This window comes from Quyinboa ferrireducens (assembly GCF_042436675.1).
In the GTDB taxonomy this organism is placed as follows: domain Bacteria; phylum Bacteroidota; class Bacteroidia; order Bacteroidales; family UBA5342; genus JBHJHP01.
Genome location: NZ_JBHMVA010000018.1, coordinates 61,097 through 80,636, shown reverse-complemented (window position 1 = coordinate 80,636; position 19,540 = coordinate 61,097). Strand labels below are relative to the sequence as shown.

15 protein-coding genes are annotated in these 19,540 nt (G+C 34.4%); 2 read left to right on the top strand and 13 right to left on the bottom strand.

Annotated features, from left to right (window positions below):
* Nucleotides 1-217: 217 nt before the first annotated feature.
* From ACE01N_RS18670 to ACE01N_RS18655, 4 genes are all read right to left on the bottom strand, one after another.
* Nucleotides 218-4,054 carry an nSTAND3 domain-containing NTPase gene (locus tag ACE01N_RS18670; RefSeq protein WP_380592256.1) on the bottom strand — a complete coding sequence of 1,279 codons (3,837 nt, stop codon included), beginning with the start codon at nt 4,052-4,054 and terminating at the stop codon, nt 218-220.
* 499 nt (nt 4,055-4,553) lie between these two features.
* Complete coding sequence (locus ACE01N_RS18665; RefSeq protein ID WP_380592254.1) at nt 4,554-5,663, bottom strand: 3-keto-alpha-glucoside-1,2-lyase-like domain-containing protein; 1,110 nt, start codon at nt 5,661-5,663, stop codon at nt 4,554-4,556.
* 138 nt (nt 5,664-5,801) lie between these two features.
* Entirely contained in the window at nt 5,802-6,347 is a 546-nt protein-coding gene (locus ACE01N_RS18660) for a hypothetical protein (RefSeq protein ID WP_380592252.1), read from the bottom strand.
* 137 nt (nt 6,348-6,484) lie between these two features.
* Entirely contained in the window at nt 6,485-7,702 is a 1,218-nt protein-coding gene (locus ACE01N_RS18655; RefSeq protein WP_380592250.1) for an aminotransferase class I/II-fold pyridoxal phosphate-dependent enzyme, read from the bottom strand.
* 115 nt (nt 7,703-7,817) lie between these two features.
* On the opposite strand from ACE01N_RS18655, the gene ACE01N_RS18650 reads away from it, so the two are divergent.
* Nucleotides 7,818-8,270: an Lrp/AsnC family transcriptional regulator gene (locus ACE01N_RS18650; RefSeq protein ID WP_380592248.1), complete on the top strand. Its 453-nt coding sequence runs from the start codon at nt 7,818-7,820 to the stop codon at nt 8,268-8,270.
* Between the two features lie 189 nt (nt 8,271-8,459).
* Here the strand turns inward: ACE01N_RS18650 and ACE01N_RS18645 are convergent, their stop codons facing one another.
* The 7 genes from ACE01N_RS18645 to ACE01N_RS18615 all read right to left on the bottom strand — a co-directional run bounded on the left by ACE01N_RS18645 (nt 8,460) and on the right by ACE01N_RS18615 (nt 13,948).
* Nucleotides 8,460-9,836 carry a S41 family peptidase gene (locus tag ACE01N_RS18645; protein ID WP_380592246.1) on the bottom strand — a complete coding sequence of 459 codons (1,377 nt, stop codon included), beginning with the start codon at nt 9,834-9,836 and terminating at the stop codon, nt 8,460-8,462.
* Between the two features lie 565 nt (nt 9,837-10,401).
* Nucleotides 10,402-10,692: a helix-turn-helix domain-containing protein gene (locus tag ACE01N_RS18640; protein ID WP_380592244.1), complete on the bottom strand. Its 291-nt coding sequence runs from the start codon at nt 10,690-10,692 to the stop codon at nt 10,402-10,404.
* Complete coding sequence (locus tag ACE01N_RS18635) at nt 10,689-11,039, bottom strand: type II toxin-antitoxin system RelE/ParE family toxin (protein WP_380592242.1); 351 nt, start codon at nt 11,037-11,039, stop codon at nt 10,689-10,691. The genes ACE01N_RS18640 and ACE01N_RS18635 overlap by 4 nt, the downstream gene beginning before the upstream one ends.
* A gap of 238 nt (nt 11,040-11,277) precedes the next feature.
* Nucleotides 11,278-11,775 (bottom strand): GNAT family N-acetyltransferase, encoded by a 498-nt coding sequence (locus ACE01N_RS18630; protein WP_380592240.1) that lies wholly within the window; start codon nt 11,773-11,775, stop codon nt 11,278-11,280.
* Nucleotides 11,772-12,215, bottom strand: coding sequence for a GNAT family N-acetyltransferase (locus ACE01N_RS18625; RefSeq protein ID WP_380592262.1), 444 nt, complete (start codon nt 12,213-12,215; stop codon nt 11,772-11,774). Before ACE01N_RS18625 ends, ACE01N_RS18630 begins: the two co-directional genes overlap by 4 nt.
* Nucleotides 12,216-12,533: 318 nt before the next feature.
* Complete coding sequence (locus ACE01N_RS18620; RefSeq protein WP_380592238.1) at nt 12,534-13,682, bottom strand: hypothetical protein; 1,149 nt, start codon at nt 13,680-13,682, stop codon at nt 12,534-12,536.
* A gap of 41 nt (nt 13,683-13,723) precedes the next feature.
* Nucleotides 13,724-13,948 (bottom strand): putative signal transducing protein, encoded by a 225-nt coding sequence (locus ACE01N_RS18615; RefSeq protein WP_380592236.1) that lies wholly within the window; start codon nt 13,946-13,948, stop codon nt 13,724-13,726.
* 195 nt (nt 13,949-14,143) lie between these two features.
* On the opposite strand from ACE01N_RS18615, the gene ACE01N_RS18610 reads away from it, so the two are divergent.
* Nucleotides 14,144-14,728 (top strand): DUF502 domain-containing protein, encoded by a 585-nt coding sequence (locus tag ACE01N_RS18610; protein ID WP_380592234.1) that lies wholly within the window; start codon nt 14,144-14,146, stop codon nt 14,726-14,728.
* A gap of 93 nt (nt 14,729-14,821) precedes the next feature.
* Here the strand turns inward: ACE01N_RS18610 and ACE01N_RS18605 are convergent, their stop codons facing one another.
* Both ACE01N_RS18605 and ACE01N_RS18600 read right to left on the bottom strand, forming a co-directional pair.
* Nucleotides 14,822-16,156, bottom strand: coding sequence for a rhamnogalacturonidase (locus ACE01N_RS18605; RefSeq protein WP_380592232.1), 1,335 nt, complete (start codon nt 16,154-16,156; stop codon nt 14,822-14,824).
* Between the two features lie 81 nt (nt 16,157-16,237).
* A complete protein-coding gene (locus ACE01N_RS18600; protein WP_380592230.1) occupies nt 16,238-19,447 on the bottom strand; it encodes a ligand-binding sensor domain-containing protein in 3,210 nt (1,069 codons plus the stop codon).
* Nucleotides 19,448-19,540: the final 93 nt, after the last annotated feature.

Here is a 19,540-nt window from a genome sequence, read left to right as displayed (position 1 = left end):
TTTATTTCTCAAATTACAACTTAAAAAGTGTAAACTATGTCACTATAACTTTGTAAAGGATGTCCCTATATCGTACCTTGCTTCTTTTAACGGTGAGTATAAGAATAGTAGCCGACTGCGTGGCACTTTCCTGTCAAGTTACAAGAAAGATAAAGCGGGCTAAAACCCTTGAATTTACAACTATCTCGGCTATTATTTTTATACATTGTTATGGGCTTTAATTTATTCCTATCCAATCATCCAGTTTGTATTCTTCAATATACTTTAATTTCTCCAGCTCACTTTTTCCTGTTTCATTAATTAAATTTGGTAAAGATTTTAGTTGACTGGGTAATTTCTCTTTCTTCATTAGTTTATTCATATAATTGAATGTCCCAAAAAATCTAATATTCAATTTTTGCACTATTTTTTCTAAGTTATCCAATAGTTCATTACTAATAAGCTTTTCCTTTTCAGCCAATTTTAACACAGTGAATATTAAATAATCAGGTTGAAGTTTTTCTAAAACTTTTAATAAAAACTCTTCACTAAATATGTCAAAAATATCTTCTTTGTGTCCTGTTTGTTGTAACATTTCAATATTTTCAACTACAAATTCAATTATTTCATTCTCACTATTTATATCTTTATAACTCTCAATTAAAATAGTCCACAACTTGTTTGCATAATGCGTGTTACATGTACATTTTGCTGTATTGTATGCCAATGTCGTAGCCAATAATTTTTTGTTTTTTGATTGCTTGCACATTTGACTCCATAAATGCTCCCAATCTTTCCAATCATCACCAAAACCATTAACTCCGTGATTAAGAAATTCTTGAAGACAAATATCAAAACCAATATTGTCTTCACTTAAAAAAATCGTCCTAATTATTTTTCCCCAAAACTCTCTATTGTGATGGTCTACCGCTAACCAATATAAGGGTTGTGGGTAACCACAGTAAACATTTAGACAATCCCGTAATAGCTGGGGTGAGAAGGCTTTTATAATATCATTTGCATGTAATTCTTCTAAATTATCTATTCCAAGAATTGACTGTGTTAACTCACTTGGAGTGGGAGAATATGAATTTAAAATAACAGCTTTAATCCACCTTAAATCTACTCTACTACTTTTTATCAAAAGTAGTATTTGTTGCTTTTCAAAAGCATCTAGATTTTCCCAATATTCAATAATCCATTTTAAATTTGAAAGCAAAAAGCATGTATCTTTGTAATTAATTAATTTTAAAAATAATTCCTTTCTATATTTAGAATTATTTGAAGTTAATTTCATTAAACTATCAGAAATAGACATTTCATATTCATCAAGAAATTTTCCGTTTTTTATCTGATAATCAATTCTTTTATACCATGCATTTAAAACTTTCAAACCTATTTGTTCATCTAAATATGCTATGGAATCATCCATTGTAACACCAAAGCGAGCAGAGTTAATATGAACACCTAATGGTACATTTTCAACACAAACAGGAAACAACTCACCCCATACTAGCCACATTTTCTTTTTTTGAGTTTCATCAAAGTCTCGACTAAATACCGCTTCATGACCATAATCAATCGAGAATGTTGAGATAAGACTAAAAGTTCTTATTGCAATATCCTTTTTAGAAAATGATTTAATTGATAATTCTTTGATTAACGATTGAAGACTATCAGAAAGAGAAAACCAATTAAGTAATGATGCTCGAATTGTGCTAAAAACTACGGATGGGTGCTCATCGTTAAATAATTCTTTAATAAGTTCATTATCAATAATCTCTGGATGTAAAAATACTTTATAAACTACTTTTTGACGAATAAATCCCTCACTGAATTGCAATAGCAAACGAATATCTTTTTGTAAAACCTGCTTTTCCCTTTTTAATCCATCAACATAAATCCACGCATCATGTATATTTGGTTTAGTTCCTTTTAAAATTGATTCTTCAGCTCGTTTTATAATTGCTTCATCTTGGTCTACAAAAAAGTTTGAAAATCCACCTTCATTTGAAATGAATGGTATATCGTTATGCCAATATATGTTAGAACTACTAGTTCCTCCACTTTGAATTTTACCAACCAATTGTCGGTATTGCTCTTCTTCAAGCTTATGAATAAACTTGGTTAAGAAAATAAGAGAAATGTCTTCAACAGAAGGAAATATTGAATCTAAACCAATAAATCCGGTTTGAACAACTGTGTTTTTATGTTCTTCTTTTATTTTATTATAAATGAAAGAATAATTTTTTGCAGCCAACAATGAAGTAATTGGATTTAAGCAAGCAATACTCCTTTTAAATTGTTCAAGCTTAGGCTTTTGTTGTAATGAGCTTCTTTCAAAAAATAAATACCTTCCAGCTTCATAATAATTTGGGTGCGTAATTAACAATGAGTCAGAAGATACGGCAACCAGTCCTCTTTCTTCAAGGTAGCTAATAGCATTTATAACCTCTTCAGTTAAACCTATATCTTTTGAATATTTTGGAAATTGTGGTGTCTTATCATCACCAAAACTACTTGTAAATACCTTTTTATTTGTAATGGAAAGTAAATCCGTTGTACTTGATAGAATGTAAGCTAAATCCTGAAATTCTAATTTATGAATTGGGTCTGAACAGATTGAACTTATTGCAAGTATATTTGAAGCTAGCTTATTTTTAGTTTTTATATCATTGGCAATTTCAACCGAGTTTCTTCTTGCAATATGTTCAAGCTCATTGTAATCTTTCTTTGTTAATTGGTCTATCTCTTCATTGACTAAATATATCAATTGTCCAATTTGTAAAACATTCTGATTTTCACTTTCTATGATTCCTCTTGAAACAGTACTGATAATTTCCTTTGGTAAAGGTTTGTTTGTTGCAATAAGTTCCCAAAATGAATTTATTTGTTCTTTATCCTTTATTGTCAAATCTTGCCAATGATACCCTTTGATGTTATAATCTGATTTATTATACGAATCAAAAACTTCACTTAACAATTCTATTTTTGATGAAACGATGACAAAGTGATGTTTCTCTTTATTTCCAATTAAATCTTTTATTTTGTGCAGGATTTCGAAATAATTAGCATTTAATGAAATATGCCCAAAAGGGTCTTCTAATATTGCAATTTTATTGTCGGAAATGTTCGAGTTCAGATACCGTTTTAGGTCTGAAATATCATCATGTATTTGGTAGTCATAACCTTTATTGACATAATAGTTAGCAATAGTTTTTGCTAATTCTGTCTTACCACATTGTGAAATTCCAGTTAAAAATAAAACACTGTTTTTTGCAAGTTCCTCAATTAATAAACTCTCTTCTTTTCTTTCCCTATATTGAGAATCGATAATTGGAGTACCTATCTTTACTGATTGAAGATAATCTTTGATATTATTTGAAATATCCTTTCCACTATCTCTACCATCTTTTACAATTTCAAGTAGTTGTAGATAAACAATATCAGTTCTTGATTGAGCAATAGAATAATCATTATTTAGAATTGAGGTAATATAATTATCCACCTTTTCATCAGTGAACTCTTCAAAGATTAAACACTGTTCTAATGTTTTATTTAATTCAGTTTTGGATTTTAAAGTATCAGCCTGTGATTTGCAGAATTGTTCTCGATTATTCATTAAATCAGAGGCTCCAAATTTTATACTCTTTAAAGCTTTCTTGAAATCATCATAGAACCCTTGTGTAAACGATATAGAGTTGTGTTTTTCAAAAGAGAGAAAATCAGTCTTTAACTGTAATATAGAATCAGAGCATCTTGAATGAGTAACAAATAGAGCTATATTTTGACTATTGTCAATTAGCTTTTGTAGTAGGTTATTGTCGGATTTCCGTTCTTGAAAATGAGATAGCCAATGAACAATTTTAGTTATATCAATTAAATTACTCTCTCTCTTTACCTGAATTTCTATATTAAATGTAAATCCATTAATTTCAATCAATAGCAAAGCATCTTCACTGCCCTCTTTTTCAACATACAATTCAACTTTATCTGCTTTCGTTATTAGAGCAATCAATACTGTTACTTTGTATTGGTATTCATATCCTTTTATGCCATCAATTGCAACACTCATGTCTCATTTATTATTGCCCATAACTAGTATATATACCTACAATTATTCGGTTTTATGTTCCGGTTAATAGGATTAAGCCGAATTCTTATCTGCTTTATTTTTAGTAATGTTTTAAAATAATATTGCATTACAGGTTATATCAGAGCGTATCAAAAGGATACAGGTTCTTTTCAATTTTGGTGAGACTAAAATACATAAAAAAGTGATACAAAGGACAAAAGAGGACGGATTAAATCAGTGATACAGTGATTTCAGAAACGAAGTGAACTGAAATTACAAAGTGGAACTGATCCCGGGCTTTTGTCAAGGGATCTAAGGGTTTTATTCTCCGCCCTTGGGGGCGATTAAACGAATAATCCTTAATTGATACCCTATCTGCTCTGCAACGGGGTCGTGCATTCAACCAGGAATATACTCCGCATACCAGGTAGTAAAAATGCAGCTTTGTTTTCATAAATTTATTTACAGGTTAGTTTAATTGATAGTTTGTTATTGGTCTTTATGGATGTATAATTTCAATGCCTTTTAAATTTTCCAGCTGTGCTATAAAACCCCATCCGAACTTTTTTTCCGAAATTTCCAGGATCAACTCATTTTTACCTGCTTGTAATGGAAGTTCTGTCATTTGATGTTGATCCAGTACATAGCCTCTGTCTTCAAATTCGTCGGATTCATGAAAGCTATTATCACCCGTAAAAAGGCTGTTGTTATTCAGGTAAATTTTTATTTTATCACTATAACCAACATATAATTTCTTTTTTTGTGGCTTTTTTGAATTGATAATCACTTTTGCCAGTACCGTGTTTTTTGATTTTGAAAAAGTAAAATGCCTGTTAAGGTTCATCAAATAGTTTTCTTCGGTATTTATTTTGTGCCATTTACTTACAATGCTATCATTTAAGAATGGTTTTTCAAGGTTGAAATCATAATTGTTATAGGGTTCAGAAATCAACCAACCTGAAATGTATGCTTTGTTTGATGTAGGTGTTGGTTCGGGCTTTAATGATAAAACCGTATCAGATTTTGTCACCTTAAGATTTGCAAAATAAGCGGGATGATAACTGAAAACGCCAATAGAACCTGATGAATAATCATGCTTTAATTTCACGGAAAATACCTGTTTGGGATGATTGTTGAGATAGACTTTTGCAGAATCACCTATAACCTGGATTTTTACATGAAACCATTCTCTTACAGGAATATTTGCTACGGCCTGATATGCTGTACCATTATAGAGCTGCCACGTTGCGGACCCGTTAAAAATCGGATCATATTGTACAGCATCCCATTTCCCGCTGGTATGAGGTTGGAAATAAATGTTTTCAAAATTAGTCAAAGATGTGATCCTGAACACAAGCCCCAAATATGCTTTGTTTGACGGTGAATATAAATCGCACTCAATAGTTCCATTTTGAAAATCGAAACCATCCAGATATCCAATTCCGGTTCCTTTGGGAATATATGTGGTCAATATTGAATCGAACTCTGTTATTTCGGAGCCAAAAGTCTTCCAGTCTTTGGATGTAAAATCGATACAACTCGTTTTCTTTTGTGCAAGACAAATGCCTGAAAATAATGCAAAAAGTAAAATTAGTCTTGTTTTTTTCATCTTTCGGTTATGTTTAATAATGGTTGTGTCGTTTTTTGGTCTTGTTCCTAACTGTATGATTTCGAATTGCTTGTAGGTCTACTAAAGCAGTCATGTTTTATATAAACCTTTGTTGGTCGTTTGTGATTGTTGCATTAATTAAGGCATCTCAATTTTATATTTACAGCTTTTATCACCTCTTCTAACAGAAGAAATTACTGTAGCTGTTACAGGACCTCCGGTTACATAAGAGAACATTTTTTCGGCGAATCCTTCAGAACAATAACAGATCGCAGAAGTGTTCAATCCTTTTTTGTGCTCTAAAACCGGACAAACACAATTCGCTTTATTTTCATCTGCTATTAATACTTTTGCGGTCTTGTTATAGTCAATCTTCCATCCCCAGGCGCTTTCAATATATGTATTAAACTTATCCAAATCACCAACATAATCTGCCAGTAATGCATCCATGTTTAAATTATTGTAATGCACTATGGATGATTTTTTAATAATACTTCTTAAAATATCCTCTCCCAGTTCCTGATTTAAGTTGGAAAGCAAATCGGATAGCCAATCCTGATTAAGTTGTTTATTGTTATCCTCAACTGGTGATGTATTGCTGGTTGCTAAACCGGAAATGCTGCTAAATCCGCAAAAACAAACGCCTGCGAAACATGCTTGTTTAAAGAAATTTTTTCTATCCATAATCTTCATTCATACGTATTAAACTATTTTCAGGATGATGCATCATGTGTTGGAGCACATGGTTTACAATGACTGGCACTTGCCTTTTTCTTCAGGTTATAAATATACAAAAATACCATTCACTTACTTGAATGATGTTACTGATATTTTCCTGACTTAAGATTATTCGATATTTCTTTAAATGCGTCAATTGTGTAATCCACATCGTTGTCTGTATGCTGAGCCGTCGGAATAATACGGATCATGACTATTCCTTTGGGAACGACCGGATAAATAACAAGCGAGCAAAAAATCGAAAAATTCTCTCTTAAATCCATATTCAATTTAATGGCTTCTTCGGTTGAACCATGCAAATAAACCGGAGTTACAGGAGATTCCGTCTTTCCTAAGTCAAATCCTGCTTTTTTTAGTCCCGATTGTAATTTATCAACATTTCTCCATAATTTTTCTCTCAGCCCTGATTCCGATTTTAATACATGTAGCCTCTCCAATCCGCCAATTACCAATGGCACAGGCAAAGCTTTGGCAAAAATCTGGGAGCGCATGGTATACCGTAAATATTCTATTATGCGCTTTTCGCCTGAGACAAAAGCACCTATCCCTGCCATTGATTTCGCAAAGGTTGAAAAATATAAATCGACACTTTCCTGTACTCCGAAATGTTCTCCCGTTCCTGCTCCGGTTTTTCCCATTGTACCAAAGCCATGCGCATCGTCAACTAATAATCGAAACTCAAATCTGGATTTTAGTTTTATAATTTCGTCAAGCTTTCCTAAATCACCTGACATACCAAAAACACCTTCCGTTATTACAAGTATACTTCCTTGCGTTTTTTTAACAATGTTATCAGCCCTGTTCAATTGTTTCTCCAAATCGTTCATGTCGTTGTGATGAAAAACAAAACGTTTGCCAATATGGAGCCTTATGCCATCAAAAATACATGCATGTGCCTCTGAATCATAGACAATTACATCACTTCTGTCTACAAGTGAATCAATCAGAGATAACATTCCCTGATAACCATAATTTAATAAATACGATTCCTCTTTTTGGGTAAATTCCGCTAATTCATCTTCAAGTTTTTTATGAAAACCTGTTTGTCCTGTCAATAGTCTTGAACCCATTGGATAGGCCAGTCCAAAATCTCTTGTAGCCTCAATATCCACTTTTCTTATTTTGGGATGATTTGCCATTCCAAGATAATTGTTGATACTCCAAACCAGAACTTCTTTGCCATTAAATTTCATTCTGGGGTTGATGTCACCTTCAAGCTCAGGAAATACGAAGTATCCGGCAAGTTTTTGATGTTGTCCAAGTGGTGTGTTTGTTAGGTCTCTTTTATCGAATAAATCCATATTAATAATTTTAAGTCAAACAGTAGCCTAAAATTAATTTGGAAATATTTATTTTTACTTGCGATAAATTAGAATAAAGACTATTTTGCTTTAAGAATAAAATTTTATCCAAGTAATGGCTAACGAATCTAAAATATTGGATAACCTAAGCTGGAAGATACTTATTGAGTTACAGAAAAATGCAAGGGTTTCCTATAAAGAAATCGGGGACAAAATCGGTCTGACCGGTCCTGCCGTCGCTGAAAGAATCCTAAAACTTGAAGAAAACGGCATCATAAAAGGTTATTGTGCAAAAATTGATTTAAGAAAAATAGGTTATTCGCTGACCGCCATAGTAAATTTCAAATTTCTTCCCGGTAACCTTGACAGATTTTTAAATCATTTAAAATCAATCCCGGAAGTGCTTGAATGTAATCGCATTACAGGCAGTGATAGCATGGTTATAAAAGTAGCTATTAAGGAACCAAAGCATCTTGAACAGTTAGTAAATGGCTTCATCGAATTTGGAACTCCAACAACATCCATTGTGTTATCAACTCCAATTGAAAACCAAATCATCAGGGGATAGCTTCGTGTCAGATATTTAGACTTAGTTTTTTTATTGCACGATCTCTTCGGTTTGTGCTCAACAGTAAATTATTTGTTGTGCTAGCAGATTGTAAGTGATTATCTGGGTGCCCATGGACTAATACAATCAGACGGAAATCCGAACTTCGCATACCAATGAAAGCTATGCAATATAATATGTCAGCATTGGTTATTTGTAATCTTTTTCAATCAAGTTGTTTATGTAGTTGATGATTGCATTATCTGTGTCAGCAACGATACAATCCGGAATCACACCTTTGTTATAATCTTGTCCGCCATATTGAATAAATTGTTTGGGAGACACATAAAATGTAATCTTGCTATGAGGTGTACTTAAAAACCAAAAGTCTCCGAAGTATGATATTGTGCCTCCTGTTTCTTCTCCAATAATTGTCCCCATTTCCAAATTTTTAAATACTCCTGCAAATGTGGCAGCAGCACTAAACGTTAAATTATTCGTCAGTAAAAACAGTTTGCCGTCAAAATGTTGGTTGTTGATATCTGGCTTTTGTTCGTTGTGGTCAAGAATAATAAATTCATTGATCCCATACTTGTTTATCCAGTCTGATCTGTCGGGGTATCTTACTTTGTAATGTTCTTTTAATTCAGGGCTGATGCGGACTTTAATCTTTTTATATTGAGCATAGTTTTTATCTGTCAGGTAATTCATTAAAGAATCTACAACAACGCTGCGTCCTCCTCCGTTATTCCGAATGTCAATTACTAAATTTTGAATTTTGTATTCCTTTATTATCATAAAAGCACTATCGGCGAATGCACAAAATCCATTCAAATCTGCAAAGGATTTTATTTTCAAAACAGCCGTTTCTGTGCTTTGATTTATTTGCAAATCATAGTATACTTGCTTTGTTTTAGGCATGTGTTTTATGTTTTTCATAAAATCAGTACTCGTAACGCCTGTAACAGTCAACTTTTTAATGTTATTTTGATTATCTTTTATTGATAACACGTAGTTATCTTCAAACCCATACAGCATCCAGATTAAGAATCTGAAATTTTGGGCTATTTCCCGTTGTTTAACTTTTTGTAGGTTTCCCGAAAATAGTGGTTCCATATTTCGAACCATTTCGGTGGCATTTATTCCGTTGATTTCAAGAATCTGTTCTCCATTTTGAAACAGGGAGGTGTCGTTTCCGCAAAAAAAGGATACATAAACAGAATCATTGATAATATCCACGAAAAAAGGGAATGATTTTCCACCGGCAGCTGAGTATGCTTTACGTTGTTCCATTGGAATAATAATGCCGGTATGCCCATCATTTAACGATGCAAACAAAGGTGCTAAGAGTAAATATAACTCATTTTGAGTCATACTGTCTTTTACAGAGTTTTCAATTTTTGAAAATTGATTTTTATAAAGACTTAATTTATTATCATCTAAAAATAGAGGATGAATATTCGTGAGCTTTTCATAAGCAAAATTTAAGTCTTGTTTGACTTCTGCCTTTGAATAATAGGCGTACTCAACCTGTCCTAAAACAGGAAAAGAAAGAATGCAAAAAAATAGAATTGTCAGTTTTTTCATATTTACTGCGCTCAGTTGTGATGAATGCTAACGGTAAATTTATGTTGTTGTAGCGGATTGCAGGTGATTGTTTGTCCACCAACTTCCCGACAAAAGGAATCAGGCGGGAAACAACTTTCGTCGAAGTCAATCCAGACTACGCATATACGGTGAAACCGCAATGCAATATACAAAATATTACCGGCTGGTATTTCCCCTGTTATCTGTTACTTTACCTGGTGAATGTCCACATCATGTTTTGTTTTTTACTATTATATTCTAATACAAAGATCAGCATATAAAAAACAAAATGGTTTGCTGTAAAGCCCAAAGTTAGTTTGTTGAAAAGTCCAAAGATTCAATAAGAGTATTGATTGAATTTTATTCGTCCTTTTCATGTTTAGTTATTAATATATATGTAATATCCTTAATGATTGACGCTAACGGTCCCGCGGTATGGTGTCGTGAGGTTGACTGTCCAACGAAGTGGAGACTGTCAAACCGAAAACGACGGTATACGGAATGTGGGTTTGCAGATAAAAACCAAACCGCATGCACTATGACCACGTGTTGCTGCAGTAGTTTTTTATCCAATTGAAATATTCAAATGTTTTCCTAATCCAAGTTCAATTAATTTGTAATAGGTCGAGATTTGTATATCACTTTGTCCTCTCTCAATTCTTGAAATATAGCTCTTTTTTGTTCCAGTTCTTTCAGCTAGTTCTTCCTGAGTAACTTGTGCTTCTTTCCTGGCTTCTTTAAGCATAACTCCTAATCTGAAAGCTAGTGAATCAGAATCATATTTATCTCTCTCTGGAGTCCCTTTTTCTCCGTATTTTTCTTTTAATAAGTCTTCGAAATCAGTTAAGCTTTTCATTTTGAAGATCCTCCATATTTTTCTGTTAAGTACTCTTTTTTTAATTTCTCAGCCATTTTAATCTCCTTTTTGGGAGTTTTCTGACTCTTTTTTAGAAAGCAATTTGTCAGTACTACTAGGTCTCCTTTATCTTGAAAGCATAAAATCCTAATACTCTTAAAAGTCGTAATTACTCTAACTTCCCAAATTCCATCAGTATTTTCAAGTAACTTGTAAAATTTCTTGGGAACTTGTCTTTCAAATCTAACCAGGTCAAGTATATATTCAATTTTCTCTTGAACCTTTGAATCCTGACTTTTATAGAAAGTGACAAAGTAGTCCTTGTATGCAATTATCTTTCTAATCATTAAACAAAGTTAACTTATTAGTTTACTTTCTCAAAATCAAATATGGATTATTTTAAATAGAATTTTCTTTTTTCACTATTGCAGGCAACGTTCCCACGGTATGGTGTCGTGGCAGTTTCTTTCCGACGGGAAAGGAACTGTCAGGACAAAAGAGACATCCCGCAAATGTTGTAATATTTTATTTAAAAGTACTGCCATGCAGTGTGACTGAGTATTAGAGGTAGTGTTTGTGTTTGTTTTAGTTCAATTTCAATTTCAATAACATTATATAATCTTCATCGTTTTCATCAATAATTTCAAATCCAACTTTTTTGTAAAGTTTGACTGCATAATTTTCTTTTTGTACGCTTAATGAAGTTTGCTTGTATCCGCATCTTTGTAAGTGATTAATCATCTTGTTCATCAACCTTGTTCCAATACCTTGATTGCGATATTCCTCAAATAATGAAATTGCAAACTCCGGGGTTTGGTTGTCAACGTTTCCATAGCCTTTTATTTTTCCTGCAATGATCCTGACCCAAACGGCTCCAATAATCCGCCCATTTAAGTCTGCAACAAAACAATAATCATCCTTCGACTTTCCAAAGTCATCAATATAGGCATAGACTCGTGGAACTCTTATGACATCTCTTGGAACTGGATTATTTTTATCCGGCTGATAAACTGACTCATATAGCATATCCTCGAGTTTATGAATTTCATTTTCTCCGATTTCTCGTATTATTATACCATTCATAAATTCTTTTTAAGATAAATCATATCAATAAGTTGTATTTCTCCCTCGAAAATAGGATGGTCATAATTGTCTGTAAAAAAATTCGTTACCCGATGTGATATTTCAAACCCACAACTTTCATAAAAGGACAGAATTGCGGGTGTTTCACCAGTTCCCACAAGCATTATTTTATAGTCGTTTTTATAAAAATCAGAAATGAAATTTATCAATGTTCTACCGTATCCTTTACCTTGATATCTATCGTATGTTGCAATGTTTTTTAACTCACAAGTATCACTATTTATCTGCACTACAACGCAAACACTTTTTAAATCATCGTTGTATAAAGCAAACAAATCTCCTCTCGTTAAATACCTGTCAATCATATTTTCCTGTTCGTCTGCCAGCAACAATAAATCAAGGAACTGTTTTTTGTTTTCGGTTATTTTTTCTATTGTCACCAAATCTCTATCGTTTTTTGTATTCAATTGAGGAGTTAAAACCTGATTTTATCTGCTTTTTTTAAGTTGTGTAATGATAATTTCATATCACAGTTTATGTCAGAGTGTATCCAGGAGATACAGGTTCTTCTCATTTTGGTGAGACTAAAATACATAAAAAAGTAATAGAATAGACGAAAGGGGAGGGGAGCCATAAATTCTTAAAGGAAGAAATCCTTAATATTACTGACAGGAGCTTACAAGCAGTTTGAAAATTTATAAGTCAAAAAAATGGCGCAGATACCAGTCTGCGCCATTGAATAATTTATAATATAACTATTATTGTTGCTTAAAGTAGTTGGCAAGAAAAGTCGTTACCTGGTTGTATATTGGCTTGGTAAATTCAATAAACAACTGTTGTGGAGCAGGTGGAGGTACCGGTTTTTGTTTGGTCAGTGCCAGTTGTTTTGCCGATAAAGCTCTTTCATCGCCTGAGAATGACCCCCATTCTGTAGCCCACACATAATCACCCGGGAATTTACGTTGTGCGATCACCTGGTTGTTATAGGTATCCACAAGAATGACATCCAGAACACCATGTGAACTCAGTTCGCGGTGGAAGGTTGTAAGCTTGGCTTTTACCGTGTTATAGGCATCCAGCTTGGTACCATCTTCCAAAGTAACCTGACCAACAACCACACTGTCTTTTGAAACATCTTCCACTTTTTCCTTATCGTAAACCTGTCCCATTACAAATTCCTCAAACTTCATACGAAGGTATTGATCCGGCTGTGCATCTTCTGCATCCAGTTCCTGTGGCGACATAAACCTGACAAACTCTGTAGTGTAAGATTTTTTAAGATGTTCCATCACCTGGTTGTAAAAGAATTCAGAACTTACTTCATTGAGTGACCCAGGAACCGGAATCTGCTCCAGTAATACTTTCAGGGTTGCCATGTATTTGGATTCATCCAGCTTATCATTCACATCTTTAAAACCGGGAATAAGCTTATTACATTCCACAAAATGATAATAGGCTTCTTTTGCAGCTTGTCGTGTACCAATACCAAGTGCTGTCATTCCCAGCTGATACCGTTCTTCGGCACCCAGCTTTTTGGCTTCAGCAATTTCCGAATAATACCGCCTTGGGGTTGGAATTATATTTTTAGCTGCAGGACAGCGGTCAATTTCATCTGCCAGGTGATTCATCCTGCCGTAATAATCTACAATTTTGCTGTATTTCAGTGGATCCTCGGTTCGCATGGCCGCATCAATCTGATTTTTATAGAAATCAAGAGCATACGGATAACTTTGTTCCAGGGTCATCCTTGCATTCTTAGAATCAGGCTTGGATCTAAGTCTGTTGATGGCCTGTAAGCTTGCACTGTAATAATCGCCATGTTCCAACGCCTTTTTACCGGTTGAACACGAAACAACGATAAGTGTAACAATGAACAGGAATGATAAATTAAATGTAAACTTTTTCATAATTATTGTATTTTGTTTTCTCTTAACAAAGATGATGCCAACTATTTTTTAAACTCTGCAAGCAGCTTTACAGCATCCTCAAAATCCTCATCAAGTACGTAGATATCCACTAGTCCCGGATTCCCATCTGCAAAACCTGCACGTATGCTTTCCTGAAACTGATCGCGCACCAATGTGCTTATATTGTTGTCTTCAAGGACCTTTCTTAATTCATCAATTTCAAAAACTGATGCTGAGTGTAATCTTCTGATATCTCTTTTATCCATTTTGTTGAATGATTTAAATTGCGTCCACAAGATACAAAATGATTTTATATGATGTTAAAAAAATGTTAGGGAATGTTGATGTTTTGACGTTATTTATAAACAGTCAGGAAAAACCCGATATAAAAATTCATCTTTTCTTAAAAATATAAGTAAATCTTCAATTCCTTATCTTTGGAAAAAGTAAAATATACGGATATGAAAAAGCTTGCTGGTTATTTGGTTCAGGGTGTACTGTTTATAGCACCCCTTGCAATTACAATTTATATTTTGTGGGTTATCTTTACATTCTTTGACGGACTTTTGGAGAGCTTGTTGACCGATATTGGTTTTTACATTCCGGGACTGGGAATTGTTATTATTGTCATTTTGCTTGTTCTTGTCGGTTTTTTGGGTCAGACCATTATTGCCAGTCCGGTAAAAATGCTTGCCGGTAAGCTGTTTGAAAAAGTTCCGCTACTAAAGATTATATATTCAGCTTTCAATGACCTGTTGTCGGCATTCGTCGGCAAACAGAAGAAGTTTAGTAATCCGGTTTTGGTTTTGGTTAATGAAGAGGCTCAACTGGAAAAAGTAGGCTTCTTAACCGAAAAGGATTTGTCGTTGCTCGAAGTTAAAGACAAGGTGGCGGTTTATTTCCCGCATTCCTATAATTTTTCCGGCGAACTGTTTATCGTTCCGGTAAAAAACATTAAACCCTTAAAAGCCAACCCGGCTCAGGTTATGAAATTTGTGGTGTCCGCCGGTGTTTCAGGTTTTGAAAAGGAGGAGCAACTGTTGTAACCCGATAGATATAATTACTAAAGATAGATTCTGTTTGTTGCTGACACGATGTACATGTCAGTAACAAACAGTTATTAAAAGAAAATAATCCTTCTAGTCGTTTGACAGATCTTTACCATTAACCACAACATTTTTTAACGTGAAGTTTTGTACAAACTCATGGTTGAATGTTGCATTTTTAGCCTCTATCGCAAGGTTTTCAAAAGTGAAATCCGAGAGTCTGTCGTGTTCTGTTATTGCCACATCAAAGAATTTGTCACAGGTCAAAGTGATGTTACGCATCGTAATGTGATCAGAGTATGAAATCGGAACATCCTCCCGGCCTTTAAGGTCAAAGAACTGTGTCCATGGTTTTACATAAATCATGCTGTAAGCCTGTCCCGTGATGTCTTCCACAGTTATATACTCATATTTCTGAGGTGTATCCGGGCGCATTTTTAGCCAGAGTAAACGTTTGGCTTCATTCACATGACAGTTGCGCATTAAAATATTCTTGTCATGAATGGATTCACTTCCACATGTTAAAGCAGAGTGGCAAAAACCGAATTCACAATCTTCTATGATGATATTTGTATTTTCACCGTTTGTTGTATCCTGATCTGCCCACGGGCCTTTGCCACCTTTCAGCGCAATTGCATCATCATTTACAGCCATGTAACATCCTTTTATCAGTACATTCGAACACACATCAAGGTCTATGGCGTCGGTACTTGGAGCCTTTACAGGTTTGTGTGGTGACGTAATCCTTAGGTTCAGTATCTTAACATTATTACATTTATAATAGTGACTGCTCCAGAAGCCTGAGTTGATCAGATTTACATCCTGGACCTGGACATTATCTGAATTTCTGATGAAAACAAGACGTGGCCTCGAAACTTCCAGGTTTGTACATTTCGGGTTTTCTTTTCTTCTTTGCCAGAAAGCTTCCCAGTATTTAAGTCCGTTCCCGTTGATGGTTCCTCCACCCGAAATTGTAAATCCGTCCACTCCGTAAGCATTGACAAGTGCTGCAAAATAATCCAGGCTCTGACCTTCCATACGGGAGGGTATAAACGGGTAATTTTCAATATTGTCTGAACCTTTTAAAACGGCATCTTCCGATACATATAAATGTGTATTGGGTTTAAAAAATAAGGCACCACTCAAAAATACACCTTTAGGTATTATAATAGCTCCGCCGCCCTGACTGCTGGCCGTATCAATGACTTTTTGAATGACCTCCGTCTGCAGGATTGTACTGTCGTTCACAGCGCCATAATCCATTATGTTGTACCCTTTTCCAAGATCTTCAGGTTTTACCTTTGTAAAATCAGAGAACCATGCTGGTATTTTTGATCCATCAGGAAAAACATCAGTTTCTTTTTCAGTTGAACAGGACAGTGACGTTAATGAGAGTATGCAAAGAGATATCAAAAAGAAGTGTTTCATGTTGTGATTTACTTTTGGTTCATATTGGCAAAAATATGAATTATTGGCAATCATTAAAAATAGAAAACAAATTTCGGAATCTTATTTGGTGGATGGGAGAGTAAAAAAGAAGGTTGAGCCTTTCCCTTTTTCGCTTTTAACCCAGATTTTACCTTTGTTCTTTTCTATAAATTCCTTGCAAATCAAGAGCCCAAGACCCGTTCCGGGTTCTCCCATTGTTCCTGGCTCTGAATTTGTATTGCCAATGCTAAACAGGTTGTTCTTTTGTTTTGGTGTCATTCCTATGCCATTGTCTTCAACAGAAAAGGTTATAACATCTCCTTCCTGTACAGAGTTCAGTGTAATTTGTCCTTGTAATTTGGTGAATTTTATAGCATTTCCAATCAGGTTTTGAATCACCGAGTTTACCATTTGGTCATCTGCAAACACACACACGCTGTTATTGATCTTATTCACCAGTTTTATCTGTTTCCTTTGTATTTTGTGCTGCAGTAAATCTACTGTTTTTTCTATGATAGATGACACTTCCAGTGCCTTAGGCGTATATTGTATCGTCCCCATCTGCGTTCTCGACCACGATAATAAACCATCCAACAGTTCATAATAGCTATGGGCAGATTCATTTATAAGACCAATGTATTGGGCACGGCTTTCTTCATCGTATTCATCATATTCATTGTGGAGAAGATCAGAAAAGCCAAGAATTGACTGGAATGGTGATTTTAAATCGTGTGCAATTATAGAAAAGAGCTTGTCTTTCAGTTTATTAAGGTTTTCCAGTTCAAGGGTTTTTTGTTCAAGAACTATTGTCCTTTGTTCAACCAGATTTTCCAGTTTCTCTTTTTGCTTTTTAATTTGTCTGATTCGTAAATTAAAAGTAACTATGAATAAGAGTATCAATAATATAGCGGTAAGCGTAATGAACCACCATGTAATCCAAAAGGGTGGTTTTATTCGTATGTTTAGTTCCATAACTTCACTTTGCCATTTTCCGTCATTATTGGCTCCCTGGAGTTTAAAAACATAGTTTCCTGGTGGCAGAGACGAATAGGTTGCAAAATTTCTTGGATATTTGGCGTAGTTCCATTCTTTTTCGAACGGATACAGCATGTATTTATATTTATTGCTTTCGGGGTTGGAATAATGCAGAGCCATAAATTCCAGCGTGAATATTTTTTGTTTTTTATTTAGTACCAGACTTGTTTTTTCACTGATACTTTTATCCAACACTATCTGGCCGTTTATTTTTTGATTTATCAATACCGGTTTATTGAAAATTTTCAGATCGGTGATAACCATTTCAGGAGGAAATGGATTCTGTTTTATTTTATCCGGGTAAAAGAAGTTGAACCCATTTATACCGCCAAAAAAGAGTTCTCCCTGTTTACTTTTATAAGCCGAATTGGGTTCGAACTGATTGCTTTGTAAACCGTCTTTTTCGGTATAAATATTTATATCGAAACGTTCAGGAGAGCTGGCTGCGTCAACGAGTTTCATTAATCCATACGAGGTGGATACCCATATATTTTTTTTATTATCTTCGAGAATACTGTTGACAACGTTGCTAGATAGGCCATCATTTGTTGTATAGTTAACTATTTTTCCGGTTTCCAGCACAATAACCATTATTCCGTTTTTTCCACCAATCCACAAGTTGCTTTCCGAATCTACAAACATGGTGTGTGTACTATACAGTTTATCGCGATTGAGATAATTAACAAATGTATCTTTTTGCCAATCAAAGTATAACAGTCCGACATCACCGTTTCCATACCAGATGGTATTACTTTTTGTGTCAATGCAAAATGCACTTTTATTAGAGTTTGTATATTTGTGATGAATGGAATCCGTTTTAAGATCAAGCAGGTCAACGCCCTGGTCTCCGGAGATCCATAGATTATTCTGTTTATCAAATGCCAGCGTATATATATTGTCGCTTTGCAGTGCTCCTTTTAATTTTCGTTCTGAGGTATAATATTTGAATTTTTTTGTAATTGGATTAAGACAACTGATTCCTCCTTCATATGTTCCGATCCATATTTTCCCACTGGGATCAGAAGTGATACATTTAATATTAGTTCCGCTAATATAACCTGGTGCATGCGGATAATAAATGAATTTTCCTGTCTTCCTGTTCCAGTAATTCAGTCCACCATGATCCGTACCTACATATACATTATTATACTTGTCACTAGTAAAACAAGAAACAATGGGAGAACTCAGGGACGCATCATTATTTTCTTTTCCTGTGACTGAGCCTATTGGTTTAAAATTTAGATCTGTATAGTTAACACCACCGGAAAATGTACTTAACCACATAATGTCATCATCATCTATAAAAACATTGAAGATTGAATTATAAGTGATACTTGAAACCGGATGGTAGGTGTAGGCATATCTGAAATAGTTATTCGTTTTTGGTTTGTACAAATAGAGTCCGTCCAGGGTTCCAAGCCATATGTCGTTTTTATGATCACGCGTTATATCCCTGATTCTGTGAACGGAATTGTCGGGAAATTCATTGGATAAAACCGTGTGAGTGTTTTCATCAATTTTGAATAAACCAGAGTTCTTGGTACCTACCCATATCGTTTCATTGTCTTTAAAAAGGCACATGATATCATGAACGGGGTGTCCTGTTTCATCTTTAAGATTTAAATTAGTATATGTACTGTCCTTAAAACTGAAAACCAGCAAGCCATATTTTCTTGATCCTATCCAAACCTTATTTTTAGTGACAAGCAGATCCCAGATTTCGTATTGGAGGTTATTTTTGTCAGGCGGTAAATGTACAATATTAAGTGCTGAATCCATATGGAAGATCCCGTTCCTGGCCCCAATCCAGATCCCATTCATTCCATCATCTACAATTGAACGTATTCTTATTGGTTGATTTCTGTTGTCTTCATCAAATACCCGTTCCAGCTTCTCTGAATCATAGTCAAATTTGTATAAGTGATATGAGCCTGCCAACAAATTGCCGGAATGATCAGTGTGGATAGTAGTGAAACTTTGATCCGATTCATCAACTACTCCGGATCCCTGGGCATAAAAATTTTTAGTGGTTAATCCATCAAATCTACATATACCGTCCGAAGTTGCGATCCATATAAAGCCTTTAGTATCCTTTGTTGTTTCGTTGGTTCGGTTTATGGAAAGACCATTATCCACAGTCACAGAATTAAATCTGAATTGAGGTAAATTATCTTGTGGTTGTGCTATTATTAGAACAGACATAAAAGTATAAATGACCACAAAATGTGTCTTTATAATGTTTAAATGTCGTGCCATCAGGTATTCATTTGTATTAGTTTTTATCCAGGAGTGTTATCTAAATGTTAATTAAAGATCAAAATTAATGCTAAAGTAATAATAAATTTTAAA